Genomic DNA, 13,391 nt, shown 5'->3' with positions numbered 1-13,391 from the left:
GGGAGGATGAAGCTAAATTACGCTTAATTGATAAACTAGTTAACGGGGTGAATGGTTTATGGCGACAACGAAGCATAGCGGGCCGATTAAGCTGCCGAGACGTCCTGACCCGAAGCTGTGGGTCAGCAAGGCGCCGTTCGGCCTGGGGCGTGTCAAGCCGCATCACATTCGCGACACGTTGAAGGTTGTTTGGGATAACCGCGACAATTTGCCTTACGCCTACCGGATTTTGACGCGGGGGGTGTGCGACGGCTGCGCCCTTGGCGTGTCCGGCCTTTACGATCAGACGCTTGACGGTCCGCATCTATGTACAACGCGGCTTAACGTGCTGCGCCTGAATACAATGCCTGCCATTAAGACGTCGATCCTTCATTCCGATATCGATGAGCTCCGGAAGCTCGACAGCACGCAGCTGCGCAAGCTTGGCCGGCTGCCTTATCCGCTCATTCGCGGCAAAGGGGAGCGCAGCTTCCGCAGGCTGTCCTGGGATGAGGCGCTGGACCGCATAGCGGCCAAAGCAAGGGCCATCGACCCGAAGCAGCTGGCATTTTACTTAACGGCGCGCGGAATTACCAACGAGTCCTACTATATGGCGGCGAAGGCGGCGCGGCTAATCGGAACGAACAACATCGATAACGCCTCGCGGATCTGCCATTCTCCATCCAAGACGGCCTTAAAGCGATCAATTGGCGTGGGTGCTTCTACCTGCAGCTATAAGGATTGGATCGGCACGGATGTGCTTGTATTCTGGGGGAGCGTGGCAGCCAACAATCAGCCGGTTTCGACCAAGTACATGTACGCCGCCAAGCGGAAAGGGACGAAAATCATCGTCATCAACCCCTACCGCGAGCCTGCGATGGAGGGCTACTGGATTCCGTCGATTCCGGAATCGGCGCTGTTCGGGACGAAGCTGGCCGATGACTTCTATCAGGTGAACATCGGCGGAGACATCGCATTCATGCACGGCGTCATGAAGCATTGGCTCGAGATGGAGGAGACACGGCAAGGCTCGGCGATCGATCATTCTTTTGTGCGGGCGCATGTGAACGGATATGAGGAGCTGAAGGCGCATGTACAGAAGCAGCGCTGGGAGCTGCTCGAGCAATCATCGGGATTGGCCAAAGAACGGATGAAGGAGTTCGCGGAGCTGCTGGCCGCCTCGAAGTCCGGCGTGTTCGTCTGGAGCATGGGACTGACGCAGCACCGCTTCGGTACGGACAATATTTCGCAGGTTGCGAATCTGGCGCTGCTGCGGGGATTTCTCGGGCGCGGGCATTGCGGCCTTATGCCGATCCGCGGGCACAGCGGCGTACAGGGCTCGGGGGAGATGGGGGCTGACCCTTTCAGCTTGCCGGGCGGCGAGTTCAAAGGAGCGGATGTCAGCCGAATCGAACAGGCCTGGGGTTTCCGGCTCCCGGAATGGCAAGGCGATATCGTTGGCGTTTCGCTCGAAAACGCGCTGCTTCCGGATCGGCATGAGCGCAAGCTGAAGCTATTTTATACCTCGGGCGGCAATTTTGTCGAGACGATGCCTGACCCGGATTTTGTGAAGCGCTGTCTGGAGGCGGTGGAGCTGCGGGTGCACCAGGATATCATCCTGAACAGCTCAACGCTGCTCGATGCCCGGGAAGAGGTGATTGTTCTGCCTGCCATGACGCGTTATGAGCAGCCTGGAGGCGGGACGTCCACGTCCACCGAACGCATGGTTTATTTTTCGCCGGCGATAGACGGTCCCAGGGTGGAAGAAGCCAGGGCGGAATGGGAGATTTATGCGGACCTGGCGGCGCGCGTCAAGCCGGAGCTTCGGGAGGCGGTTACCTTCCAAGATGCCGCTGCCGTTCGGAGAGAGATTGCCCGTACTGCGCCTAGCTACGACGGCATTCAGCTGCTGCAGAATCAAGGCGACGTGTTCCAATGGGGAGGGGCATGGCTTTGCGAGGGCGGCGAATGTCCAACGGCGGACGGGAAAGGGAATCTGCTGGCGATCGAGCTGCCGGAGCTGCGCAAGCCGGAGGGTCATTTCTACGCGACGACGAAGCGGGGCAAGCAGTTCAACTCGATGATCTATGGCGAGAAGGATGCGTTCAATGCTGCAGGGCGTTACGATGTGCTGATGAACGGACGGGATGCGGCAGAGCTGCGGTTGGACGAAGGCGACGCCGTCGTTGTCTATAACCGAACCGGCGCCTTTCACGGCAGAGTGAAATGCGAGGATATGGCGCGCGGAAATATCGAGGTCTATTGGCCGGAAGGAAACAGCCTGTTCGCCAAAGGGGTATATGAGCCGGAAGCGGGCATTCCCGAATACAACGCCACGGTAGTCGTGGAGCGTGCCGATACCTATCATGCGTTGAAAGATACAAGGTACGTGGAGAAGCGAATCGATGAGCTGGAGACGGAGCCGCCGGCGTAGGGGGCAGGAGAACGTTTGTAAGTAAGTGAGTAACTGGGTAAGCGAGTAGATGGGGGTGTAAATACGAACCCGCCGCTGCCGCAAATCAGGTATGGTGAATAGGAAGAAAGGAGCGCGGACGCATGGACTTTTCGAATACGGCGAAGTGGAAAATGCGAAAGTACAGCGGCGGCGGCGAGCCGTTAGAAATGGAGGATACCATCGCGGCGGAGCTTCCTCTTACCCTGAAAATCGACGGGGACGAGTTCGCGACGTTCGTATGCTCGCCGTCCGATCTGCAGGAGCTGGTCATCGGCTTCCTCGCCTCCGAGGGCGTCGTCCGCGCCGCCGGGCAGGTGAAGAAGATGACGATCCATGAGGATACCGGCTTTGCCTATGTCGAGCTGGAGCACAAGCTGTCCGCGGACCGCAGCCAATACTCGAAGCGCTTTATCGGCTCCTGCTGCGGGAAGAGCAGGCAGTTTTATTTTCATAACGATATGCTGACGGCCAAAACCGTCATGACCCGCACCCGCATCCCGGCTTCGCAGTGCATCCGGTTCATGCGCGAGCTGCAGGACAGCTCGGCCGACTTTCGCAGCACGGGCGGCGTGCATAACGCGGCGATCGGATCGGTCAGCCGTCTGCTGGCCGTGCGGACGGACATCGGACGCCATAACGCGCTCGACAAGCTGTTTGGCTACTGTCTGCTGCACCGGCTGCGCACCTCGGATAAGGCGATCGCCTTCAGCGGGAGGCTGTCCTCGGAGGTGGTGCTGAAGACGGCCAAGATCGGCTGCGGCATCCTGCTCAGCAAGTCGGCGCCGACGGACCTTGCGCTTCGTCTGGCCAACGATCTGGGCATTACTTGCGTCGGATTTATCCGCGGCGGCGAGATGAATGTGTATACGCATCATGAGCGGATCGATTTCGACAATTGATTGACAGCCGCGGCGCGTTTCTATATCATTTTAAACGAAAATGATTATCAACTATAGAGAGAAGAAGGAGTAACGGATAAAGGATGATTCGACGTTTTTTTTCCTATTATAAGCCGTACAAAAAGCTGTTCCTGCTCGATTTCTGCTGCGCGGTTGCGCTCGCGGTTCTCGAGCTGTGCTTCCCGCTCGCGGTCAGCTATGTCATCGACACCCTGCTGCCGGACGAGAATTGGGGGCTCATTCTTACGGCTTGCGCCATTTTGCTCGTTATCTATGTCATTAATACGATCCTTCAATATGTCGTGACCTACTGGGGCCATATGCTCGGTATTAACATCGAAACGGACATGCGCAAGAAGCTGTTCGACCATGTGCAGAAGCTGAGCTTCCGTTTCTTCGACAACACGAAGACCGGTCATCTGATCTCCCGCCTCACGAACGATTTGTTCGAGATCGGCGAGGTCGCTCACCACGGGCCCGAGGACATGTTTATCGCGGCCATGACGCTGGTCGGCGCTTTCGGCATTATGGCTTACATTAATCTGGAGCTGGCGATTTTAACGTTTGTCATCATTCCGGTCATTATTTGGCTCGTTCTGCACTTCAACGGCAGAATGACGAAGGCGGTCGACCGGCTGCTCTCGGATATGGCTGATTTCAATGCGCGCGTCGAGGACACCGTAGGCGGGATCCGCGTCGTGCAGGCCTTCTCGAACGAGAAGCATGAGGGCAAGCTGTTCAAGGCGAACAACCTCCGTTTCCGCGATGCGAAGCTGTTCTCCTACAAGCTCATCGGCTTGAACTCGTCCATTACGTATATGCTGATGCGGCTTGTCACCATTTTCGTGCTCATCGCGGGAACTTGGTTTGTCATTAAGGGTGAGCTGGATTATGGGCAATTCGTTGCGTTTGTTCTGCTGACGAACATTTTCTTCAAGCCGATCGAGAAAATTAACGCCGTCATCGAGAGCTACCCGAAAGGGATTGCAGGCTTCAAGCGTTACGTGCAGCTGATGGAGACGGAGCCGGATGTTGCGGATAAGCCGGGCGCCGTCCAGGTTGACCGCTTGCGCGGCGATATTCAGTATCGCGGCGTTACGTTCGGTTACGAAGGCGAAGCGAAGGTGCTTCAGAACATCGATCTGACGATCCGGGCAGGGGAGACGGTCGCGTTCGTCGGGCCTTCCGGCGCCGGCAAAACAACACTATGCAGCCTGCTGCCAAGGTTCTATGAAATCGGGAGCGGCGGCATTTCCGTCGACGGCTATGATATCCGCGATCTGAAGCTTGAATCGCTAAGGAAGCAGATCGGCATCGTACAGCAGGACGTGTTTCTGTTCGCGGGAACGATCCGCGAGAATATCGTCTACGGCAAGCTTGGCGCGTCCGATGAAGAGATTTGGACCGCGGCCCGCCGCGCGCGGCTGGAGGACTTTATTCTGGCACAGCCGGATGGGCTGGAGACGGTCATCGGCGAGCGCGGCGTGAAGCTGTCCGGCGGGCAGAAGCAGCGTCTTGCGATCGCGCGGATGTTCCTCAAGAATCCGCCGATCCTCATTCTCGACGAAGCGACGTCGGCGCTCGATACGGAGACGGAAGCGGCGATTCAGCAGTCGCTTGCCGAGCTGTCCGTCGGGCGGACGACGCTCGTCATCGCGCACCGGCTCGCGACGATCAAGAATGCGGACCGGATCGTCGTCGTGACCGAGGAGGGCATTTCCGAGCAAGGCCGCCACGAGGAGCTGGTGGGAGCGGGCGGCATCTACAGCCGGCTGCATCACGCGCAGTTCGGCAGCAAATAATGAAACAGGCAGTCCCGTAAGGTCGTGGAGACCCGAGGGACTGCCTGTTTTTGTTACGCTTGTTCTTTGCGGTTGAAATAGAGAAGTCCGGCCGCGAGGAAGACGGCGAAGCTTCCCAGAATGGTTATAACAATGTTCTCCATCGGCAGCGCGAGGCTGCCGAAATCCTCCTCGCCGTACCAGAGCATGGCCAGCATCGGCTGCGCCCAAGGATAGAGCGGACCAAATGTCTTCGAATTAATAATAAGCATATTCGGCACGGTCAAAGCGACGTTGATCGCAAGCGGCGCGGCGAAGCTGCTCCAGCCGACCGATACGAGCATTTGCAGCGCGGCCAGCGGCAAGCAGGCAAGGAAGCCTCCGCCGATTCCGGTGAGCAGCAACCTCCACGGGATCGTGCCGTCAATGCCCTGATAGGCAGCGGCGACGAACACCGCGGCGAGGAAGAGCAATTGCGTAACCGCGAGCAATGAGGCAACGACCGTGAATTTGGCGAAAAATAATGCCGTGCGGGAAACGGGGAGCGACAGCAGCATCTTCCAGCCGCCTCCGCCATGCTCGTACCGGCAGACGAATGCCGAGAAAATGCCCGTTAAGACGGGAAGAAACAGCATCGCATGGAACGAGGCCATCGCCGTGACGAGAATGGCGTAATTACCGTACTTCCATGTCGTATCCATGGTATCCAGCGATACGAGCAGTCCAATCGCCAGCGACAGGAGCGGGCTTAACGGAACAAGGAGCCAGATGTACGATTTGGACAGCTTGAGACGTTCCGAAGCGAGTAATCGAAGGAAGCTTGCCATCCTCAATTCACATCCTTTTTATTGAAATGAACGGCTCCGAAGAGCAAAATCACGGCTCCGCACAGGAAGCCGGCTCCAACAAACAGCTCCTGACGCGGGCCCGTATAGCCGAACAAAGGCCAATTCAGCGGGAACCATTCGGACAAATTCACTGAATAGACGGAGACGATGGCCGACATGATGCCGAAGGTCACGGGAAGCGCCTGGTTCTTGACCGTCAGGCTCAGCCACAGCAGAAGCGCCAGCGCCGGCAGGGCAGCGATGAACGGCAGGAAGCTCAGCTTCAAAATCGCCATAAACGGAATATCCATGCCGAATTTCAGCGATAGGCCGAGCACAACCGTGCCGATGGCCAGCAGGCAGCAGGAGACGGCGAGCAGAAGAACGCAAAGCGCGAATTTCGCGCAAAATACGGCGCCTCTGGAAATCGGCAGCGCCAGCAGCTGCTTCCAGGCATTTGTGCTGTGCTCGACGTTCGCAAGCAGGGAGGAGACGAGCGTCACGCCGAGATAAAGCGCGATCGGAACGAACATGAGCATGTTGCCGAGCAGCGCCTCCCACATCCGTCCGGCATGCCTTTGCGACAAATAATCGTATCGGAGCCCGAAATTAAGAGCCTGCATCGCAACGAGCCCGATAGGACCGAGCGCGATGAGAAACCATAAGCCCTTGCCCCGGATTTTCAGCAGATCGGAAGAAAAAGCTTTGAGCATCATGGTCGGCCACCCTCCCCGACGATTTGGAGGAATAGCTGCTCCAGCGATTGGCGTTTCTCCTCGATCCGGTAGACGGCATGATTGCGCTCGACAAGCCGTTTGACGGCCTGCGCAATCGCGGCGTCGGGGATATGTTTGAGCAGAATGACGTTATTCATCAGGCTAACGCCCAGCCCCTGCTCTTGCAATACGGCAACAGCCTGCTCCGGCTCTGACACGACGAGCGAAAGGGTGCCCTGCTCATGCGCCTGCCGGTGCAGACGCTCAATCGTATCCTGGAACACGAGCTCCCCGTGCCGGATAATGCCTACCGTCCCTGCGGTAAGCTCAATTTCGCTCAGCAAATGACTGGAGAGGAGAACGGTAATTCCGTGCTGCTTCGGCATTTGCTTGATAAGCTCACGAATTTCCTGGATGCCGGAAGGATCCAGGCCGTTCGTCGGCTCGTCTAGGATCAGCAGCTCCGGATTGCCGAGCAGCGCGCTTGCGATGCCAAGACGCTGCTTCATCCCGAGAGAGAAGCCTTTTACCGGACGGCGGGCGTCCTTCGACAGACCGACGATGTTCAGCACCTCGTCGATTTTGGCGGAGGGAGCGTCTATAATACGGCGGATCGCTTCCAGATTGTCGATCGCGCTCAAGTGGCCGTAATAGGAAGGATACTCGACGAGCGACCCGACCTTGCGCAGGATCGACAGCCGTTCCTTTTCAAGCGGTTGCCCGAAAATATGAACCGAGCCCTTCGACGGTTTAATTAATCCGAGCAGCATGCGGATGGTCGTCGTTTTGCCCGCGCCGTTCGGCCCAAGGAAGCCGTAGATGTCTCCCTTTTTGATTTTCAAATTCAGATTGCTGACGGCATAACGCCCTCTATAGAGCTTGCTTAGCCCTTTCGTTTCTATGACCCAATTATTCATGTCCAATCACCTCATTGCCTACTTTAGCGAATGAAGGTTAAAGGGCGGTCGGAGCAAGTTTAAATTTCGTTTAAAATTGACCAAGGAGAAAATTCCTTAGGGCCGGCCAATCCGTGCTACGTTTGCAATTGCCGGGGAAAAATGCTGATACGGGTGCTGTTTGCGGTGCTTTCCGTGCGCCATTCGAGCTCCATTTCGGCAATGAGATATTCCACGATCGCGAGGCCAATGCCGGCGCCTTTGCCGCTTGACTCGCTCTCCATGCCGGCTCCCCGGTCGGAAATGACGAGTGCCGTCTGTCCCTCGCGAGTCTCCGAGGAGAGACCGATATATTGCCCGTTGTGCGCATGCCGAACGATGTTTTGAAATAGATTATCGAGCACGCGCCGGAAGCCCTCTTTATCCACGCGCCAAATGATAGGCTCGCCAGGCAGATCGATATCGGGCTCGATGCCTTCCTGTTCCCACAGCGGATACCAGGCCGCCGCGCTTTCTCTAACCAGCCGCAGCACGTCCAGCTGCTCCAGCTTTAGCGGATAACGTCCTCCGGTCATCAGCGTGTAAGACAAGAGATTTTCGATCAGGCTGCCCAGACTGGCGATTTTCTGCTCCAATTGCTTAACGGCGGCTTTCCCGTGCTCGCTGAGCGCTTCGCCACGAAGCGAATACGCATGGCTGTTCATTACGGTAAGCGGCGTTCGTAAATCATGCGATAAATTGGCGATGAGGCGCTTGCGCAGCTCTTCCTCGGCGCTTTCCCGTTCCTTGCTGCCGCGAAGCTGATCGGTCATTTCATTGAAGGCGGCTTCCAGTTCCCCGATCTCATCTTGCTTCTTCTGCACGATCGGCATCGGGAGGCCGTCGCTGCCGTGCACCTTCATCGCGCTCTGCAGCCGGAGCAGCCGCCTGCGGATTTGCCGGAAGAAGAGCAGCGACAGCAGGACGAAGAAGGCGAACATGATGAACAGAAATGCGATATAGAAGGGCGTTCCGGCTCCGACCGGAGTCGATAGCTGGATCAGAGACCGCGGCAGTTGCATGACCATGAAGCCGGCGCCGGAGTTATCCGGGCCGATGAAAGCAACGACCGTGTAAGGATCGCCGTCGATGTGCTTCTTCATATACCGGATCGCATCCGCATGCGTCCATCGTTCGGGAAGCTGCTCCTGCCGGGGGAGCTGAAGCTGCGTCTCTCCCGACGCGTCGACCCAGAAGAAGGAGCCTTCCGGATAATTTCTTTTCATTTCCTGCAGCTTGCGGTCAGTCTGCTCCGGCGTTTCTTCATCGAGCTGAGAAGCCTCCTGATGCCACATCGCTTCGAGGGTGCTGCCATCGCCGTATTTTAAATAGTCTTCATTCCGGCTGCTCGTATACTCTTCGGTGAGCATATAAACAAAGGATGCCAGCGGAAAGATGATCGGGATAAACAGAAAAGCGAATAGAATAATAAGCAGGTAGCGCGTCAACAGGGTTTGATGAAATCGGGGGCCGCGGGGCCGCTTCACAAGCTTCTTCACGGGCGTACCCGGTATCCGATGCCGCGCACCGTCTCGATGACCTCGGGAGCCGCCGGATTCAGCTCGATTTTCTCGCGCAAATAACGGATATGAACCATTAACGTTTTATCCCCTTCGATAAAAGATTCACCCCAGACGGCTTCATAAATTTGCTCCTTCGTCATGATTTGTCCCAGATGGCGAAGCAAATAGCTGAAAATATGAAATTGCTTTCCGGTCAACGTGATTTCTTCTCCGGTCGTGCTATTAACGACCCGGTTCTGCTGCTCGTATACGAGCAGATGCTTTACGGCGACCGGCTCGGAGCCCGCAGCGCCGGACCGGCGGAGCAGCACCTCAATGCGCGCCGTCAGTTCGTCGGGATGAAAGGGCTTGGTCAAATAGTCGTCCGCGAACTGCAGACCCTGCAGTTTGTCGTCGATCGAGGTACGGGCTGACAGCATGAGGATCGGGACCGCCGGATCCGCTTTCTTCAGCCGCTGTCCGACGGTAAAGCCGTCAAGTCCCGGCAGCATGACGTCGAGAATAACCAGCTTGCAGCCAGCTGCGGCTTTAAGCGCGCTTTCGCCGCTCGTCACCCAGTGGACCTCATAGCCCTGCTTCTCCAAATGCTTGCAGACAAAGCTTCCGATCTCCCGGTCGTCCTCGATATATAACAGTCGTACGCTCATGGATGAATGATTCCTTTCTTATTCGCGAACGCGAATTCGTTCGATATGGTTCGATTATACGCGACTGCTTCCGCGTCAGCCAAGTGAGGGGGAGGGATGGTGCGCAAGTGAGGTATGTTCATGTGAAAAAAGCCTGAAGCAGCACCGGCTTGGAGACTGCTTCAGGCTTGATACTTACGGATGGATATTCCGCGCCGCACTTAATGATCCTTGGCTTATGTTTGTGATACGGTTCCCCGCGCTGTCTTTAACGGCAAGTATTAAATCCACCCATTGCGGGATGGGCCTTACTTTGTAAATTATTTAACTTTGAAGGAGACTTGGAAAAATCCGCAGTCGACTGACTAAACCCAGGCAAGCTTATCCGGGTTTCGTATGGCATACATTCTGGCAAGCTTTCCGCGTCGGAGTTGTATTAATATTGCGGCCAGAGTTTCAACCTCCGAACGGAGTACTATGCCGGTCTCACCGTTCAGAGGGACAGCCTCGAAGTGAAGTTTTCCCTGATAGGACCCTATGCTCTTGAACCCGTCGAGCAGAGCTCGGGCTACGTGATCGCTCGATTGCACCGGACGTTTATACGCGGTTGCTTTTCCGCCTCCGTCGGCGACGAGCAAAACGTCTTCGGTTAGCAAAGACAGCACATGATCGACGTTGCCTTGCTCGAGGGATGTGAGGAACCGGCTAACCCATTCCAATTCAACCGCTTCTGCCGAGACCGACTCCTCCTCGGATACTCCCATCTTGCTTCTTGCCCGGCTCATCAGCTTGCGGCAATTCGCTTCCCGCTTGCCGAGCATTTCGGCTATTTCGGGATAATCGAAGCCCAGCGCCTCACGCAGGACAAAAACGGTTCGCTCTGTCGGCGTCAGCCGCTCGAGCAGTACGAGCATGGCGTAAGACAGCAGATCGCGGCGGACGACCGTCGTCTCGAGCTGATCCGCATCCGGCGTCCGAAGTTTTGCGTAGTAATGACTTCCCTAATAACTTAGTTTATAATGAGTTTCGAACACCAGTTCTGTCTAATTGGGGGAGTATAATGTCCGATGCAGTTGCTTTAATCAGGGATGATATCCTAAGCTCTATTTCTGATACTTTTAAGATAAAAATCTATGATTTCTTGCAGATCGAGCAAGGTTACTTAAATCTAAAATGGAAAATTGAAACGGATGTAGGAAGTTTATTTGTAAAGCAATACAATAAGACACGTTATCCCGAAAACTTCGTTAATGGTCTTGAGATTTCTTTGACCCATCAATTTAATCTGTATAAGCAAGGTATCCCTACTCCTAAGTTGTTTTTAAATCAAGGGAGGCATGTTTTAAGGACGCCCGCTCAAGAGCGGTTCGTATTAATGAGTTTATGTGAAGGGAACGTTATACCACCAGGCTCGGCAAACGAAAATCAATCGTACACTCTGGGGAATGCCATAGGTAGGATGCATCAATTACTAAATTCAAAAAATGCGAAACCTTATCCCTTACATTGGGATATTCGAAATAAAGAAGAGATGCTTGGGCTTTGGAACAAACGATGGGCTCATGCAGGTAACATGAAATGCGAAAAGACGATCAGGGCATTGGAGGTACAAAGGAAAATCATTGATGAAACGGAAATCGATATTTTTTTAAATTGCGAACGAGGCTGGGGGCACTGGGATTTATTTGTAGATAATCTTTTATTCACGAACGATTCATTAACCGCCATTCTTGACTTTGATAGAATGCATTACGTTTATCCTGAATTTGATATTTCACGACCTATATTGTCCTGTACATTGGATATTGGGTCAATCAATATGGGCAGAGTGAGTGCTTTCGTAAAAGGTTACCGTGAATATCAGCCATTAACGATAGAGAAGTTGGTTAGGTCCGTTAGATTAACCTGGTGGAAAGAAGCGGAATGGGTAACTGTTGAAAGTGAAAATGATTCAATTCCACTAAAGAGATTTCGAGAAGAAAACATTTGGGTCGGACAAAATTGGAACAACTTGCACGATATTTTCTCTAATCTCTAAGTCCACCACTCCATTGTTCATTGAACGGGTACGATAGCTTCATAATGCTTCACTACGTAGGCTGCTGATGATTCACTCGGCAGCCTGTTGTGCTAACTGGCAGATTTCTTTAATGAAAACTATGTAATTATGGTAAAATTAGGTCATGCCACGATGACGATACAGTCAGACCGGACAAAAAACTTGGGGGAGAAATAGACGATGTGGAAGAATATCGTCAGTTCAATCTCATCGAAATCGACAAGTTGAAATTGTATATAGGATAGAACTTGTGCTTGGGAAAACATGTGGGCGAACTTTGTAACATGACGATAGCGGACCTTTCGAAGTTCATGGACAGTCTTTTACATAAGGAATTGGACTTCACTTCCCAGGGCAGGAAAATTGCTGAACGATTGGCAAAGCAGCTTCATTTATTTCTGGATGTAGGACTATCCCATTTGACAGTCTTAAGAAGCATCCCCTCTTTAAGCGGAGGGGAACTTCAACGGCTGTATCTGATGTTCCATCTTCAATCCCAGTTTGATTCCTTGCTCTATGTATTTGATGAGCCTTCAGCAGGGTTGCACGAATCGGAAAACGATTCTGCTAGGCAAGTTGAAATCACTCACCGCTTCCGGAAATACCGTGATCGCAGTGGAGCATGACACGAATGTCATGTTAGGAGCAGATTATATTGTGGAATTAGGTCCAGCTGCAGGAAAACAGGGGGGACATTTGATATTTCAAGGAAATCTTGAGGACTATCTTCGTTCTGAATCATCGGGCATAAGCCCGTATTTATCGGGTAAGAAACTGCTGCCATACAAAAAGCCGGAGCAACGACGTACCGTCTCGGAACAAACGCCAACATTGACGATCCGTAATGCGAACCTGCACAATTTAAAAGATGTCACTGCCACGATACCGCTTGGTGTCATGGTAGGGATCGCCGGTGTCTCCGGCAGCGGAAAAAGTACACTCATTTCTGACACGCTTGTACCCCTGCTCAAACATTATTTGAATACGGAACAAGATGAGGAATTGGAAGAAGAGGATGAACTCCTTTACAAACCATCATCTGCACCGCATGAACTCGGCACTTTGGAGGGCTGGCAGTCCATCGAAAAATGTGTTGTTGTAACGCAAGAGCCGATCGGTCGCTTCAAAATGTCTATGCCGATTACGTACGTAGGAATCTGGGACAAAATTCGGATGAACGCGGCGAAGCCCGCGAAACCAGGACCGAAAACCGATTATGTTCAAAAAGAAATTTTTTATACATGGAATCAGATGAATATTTTGACGATGGAATGGGCAATAGATCCTGAAACCGAAACAAACAAATAGCAAACATAAACCCCAATTACAGAAGCCAAACCGACAAGCGACCATCCAGCAAGATCAGAACGAGCGGATGCGCGAATCACAAGCTCACCCCGAACGTATGCGCCACGTACCGAACCCCGTCCCACCAGCAATTAAAGGCAATGTAAGCACAGCCGATGTAGGAAATGATTTTAACGAACACTACCTTGCCGCCGTGCCCGTTCTCTTCCATCAACCTGCTGATAAACTCGCTGCTGATTGCAATACCGGCGATCTGTAAAGCTGGTGCCAAGATTCCCATAGT

Annotated in this window: 13 protein-coding genes; 6 read left to right on the top strand and 7 right to left on the bottom strand. The window is 53.8% G+C overall.

Annotated elements, in window-relative coordinates; genetic code table 11:
* The first annotated feature begins 58 nt into the window (after positions 1 to 58).
* The 3 genes from H581_RS0127260 (at position 59) to H581_RS0127250 (ending at position 5,135) form a co-directional block, all read left to right on the top strand.
* Positions 59 to 2,413: an FdhF/YdeP family oxidoreductase gene (locus tag H581_RS0127260; RefSeq protein WP_028612773.1), complete on the top strand. Its 2,355-nt coding sequence runs from the start codon at positions 59 to 61 to the stop codon at positions 2,411 to 2,413.
* A 122-nt stretch (positions 2,414 to 2,535) separates the two neighbouring features.
* The gene (gene fdhD / locus H581_RS0127255; protein WP_028612772.1) at positions 2,536 to 3,333 is read left to right on the top strand and encodes a formate dehydrogenase accessory sulfurtransferase FdhD; all 798 of its coding nucleotides are present in this window, start codon (positions 2,536 to 2,538) and stop codon (positions 3,331 to 3,333) included.
* Between the two features lie 83 nt (positions 3,334 to 3,416).
* On the top strand, positions 3,417 to 5,135 hold the full coding sequence (locus tag H581_RS0127250) for an ABC transporter ATP-binding protein (RefSeq protein WP_028612771.1): 1,719 nt from the start codon (positions 3,417 to 3,419) through the stop codon (positions 5,133 to 5,135).
* Between the two features lie 53 nt (positions 5,136 to 5,188).
* Here the strand turns inward: H581_RS0127250 and H581_RS0127245 are convergent, their stop codons facing one another.
* From H581_RS0127245 to H581_RS35565, 6 genes are all read right to left on the bottom strand, one after another.
* Positions 5,189 to 5,941 carry an ABC transporter permease gene (locus H581_RS0127245; RefSeq protein ID WP_028612770.1) on the bottom strand — a complete coding sequence of 251 codons (753 nt, stop codon included), beginning with the start codon at positions 5,939 to 5,941 and terminating at the stop codon, positions 5,189 to 5,191.
* A 2-nt stretch (positions 5,942 to 5,943) separates the two neighbouring features.
* Positions 5,944 to 6,657, bottom strand: coding sequence for an ABC transporter permease (locus tag H581_RS0127240; protein ID WP_028612769.1), 714 nt, complete (start codon positions 6,655 to 6,657; stop codon positions 5,944 to 5,946).
* A complete protein-coding gene (locus H581_RS0127235) occupies positions 6,654 to 7,574 on the bottom strand; it encodes an ABC transporter ATP-binding protein (protein ID WP_028612768.1) in 921 nt (306 codons plus the stop codon). Before H581_RS0127235 ends, H581_RS0127240 begins: the two co-directional genes overlap by 4 nt.
* Positions 7,575 to 7,690: 116 nt before the next feature.
* Positions 7,691 to 9,091: a sensor histidine kinase gene (locus H581_RS0127230; RefSeq protein ID WP_028612767.1), complete on the bottom strand. Its 1,401-nt coding sequence runs from the start codon at positions 9,089 to 9,091 to the stop codon at positions 7,691 to 7,693.
* Positions 9,088 to 9,762: a response regulator transcription factor gene (locus tag H581_RS0127225; RefSeq protein ID WP_028612766.1), complete on the bottom strand. Its 675-nt coding sequence runs from the start codon at positions 9,760 to 9,762 to the stop codon at positions 9,088 to 9,090. Before H581_RS0127225 ends, H581_RS0127230 begins: the two co-directional genes overlap by 4 nt.
* A 344-nt stretch (positions 9,763 to 10,106) precedes the next feature.
* Positions 10,107 to 10,655, bottom strand: a complete 549-nt coding sequence (locus H581_RS35565) for a sigma factor-like helix-turn-helix DNA-binding protein (protein WP_084134805.1) — start codon at positions 10,653 to 10,655, stop codon at positions 10,107 to 10,109.
* Positions 10,656 to 10,801: 146 nt separating this feature from the next.
* Between H581_RS35565 and H581_RS0127215 the strand changes: the two genes are divergently transcribed.
* From H581_RS0127215 to H581_RS36735, 3 genes are all read left to right on the top strand, one after another.
* A complete protein-coding gene (locus H581_RS0127215; RefSeq protein ID WP_028612765.1) occupies positions 10,802 to 11,779 on the top strand; it encodes a phosphotransferase in 978 nt (325 codons plus the stop codon).
* Positions 11,780 to 12,054: 275 nt separating this feature from the next.
* Positions 12,055 to 12,426 (top strand): hypothetical protein, encoded by a 372-nt coding sequence (locus tag H581_RS36740; protein WP_028612764.1) that lies wholly within the window; start codon positions 12,055 to 12,057, stop codon positions 12,424 to 12,426.
* A gap of 31 nt (positions 12,427 to 12,457) precedes the next feature.
* Complete coding sequence (locus H581_RS36735) at positions 12,458 to 13,108, top strand: hypothetical protein (protein ID WP_156889698.1); 651 nt, start codon at positions 12,458 to 12,460, stop codon at positions 13,106 to 13,108.
* Between the two features lie 76 nt (positions 13,109 to 13,184).
* Here the strand turns inward: H581_RS36735 and H581_RS0127200 are convergent, their stop codons facing one another.
* A complete protein-coding gene (locus tag H581_RS0127200; protein WP_028612762.1) occupies positions 13,185 to 13,388 on the bottom strand; it encodes a hypothetical protein in 204 nt (67 codons plus the stop codon).
* Positions 13,389 to 13,391: the final 3 nt, after the last annotated feature.

This window comes from Paenibacillus harenae DSM 16969 (assembly GCF_000422465.1).
GTDB lineage: Bacteria > Bacillota > Bacilli > Paenibacillales > Paenibacillaceae > Pristimantibacillus > Pristimantibacillus harenae.
This window is presented reverse-complemented; position numbering and strand designations above follow the sequence as displayed.

Excerpts from the sequence above, each read along its gene's own strand:
- H581_RS0127235 (WP_028612768.1), bottom strand. The coding sequence starts at position 7,574 with ATGAATAATTGGGTCATAGAAACGAAAGGGCTAAGCAAGCTCTATAGA.
- H581_RS35565 (WP_084134805.1), bottom strand. The coding sequence starts at position 10,655 with ATGCTCGTACTGCTCGAGCGGCTGACGCCGACAGAGCGAACCGTTTTT.
- H581_RS0127260 (WP_028612773.1), top strand. The coding sequence starts at position 59 with ATGGCGACAACGAAGCATAGCGGGCCGATTAAGCTGCCGAGACGTCCT.
- H581_RS0127215 (WP_028612765.1), top strand. The coding sequence starts at position 10,802 with ATGTCCGATGCAGTTGCTTTAATCAGGGATGATATCCTAAGCTCTATT.
- H581_RS0127200 (WP_028612762.1), bottom strand. The coding sequence starts at position 13,388 with ATGGGAATCTTGGCACCAGCTTTACAGATCGCCGGTATTGCAATCAGC.
- H581_RS0127245 (WP_028612770.1), bottom strand. The coding sequence starts at position 5,941 with ATGGCAAGCTTCCTTCGATTACTCGCTTCGGAACGTCTCAAGCTGTCC.
- H581_RS0127225 (WP_028612766.1), bottom strand. The coding sequence starts at position 9,762 with ATGAGCGTACGACTGTTATATATCGAGGACGACCGGGAGATCGGAAGC.
- H581_RS0127250 (WP_028612771.1), top strand. The coding sequence starts at position 3,417 with ATGATTCGACGTTTTTTTTCCTATTATAAGCCGTACAAAAAGCTGTTC.
- fdhD (WP_028612772.1), top strand. The coding sequence starts at position 2,536 with ATGGACTTTTCGAATACGGCGAAGTGGAAAATGCGAAAGTACAGCGGC.
- H581_RS0127240 (WP_028612769.1), bottom strand. The coding sequence starts at position 6,657 with ATGATGCTCAAAGCTTTTTCTTCCGATCTGCTGAAAATCCGGGGCAAG.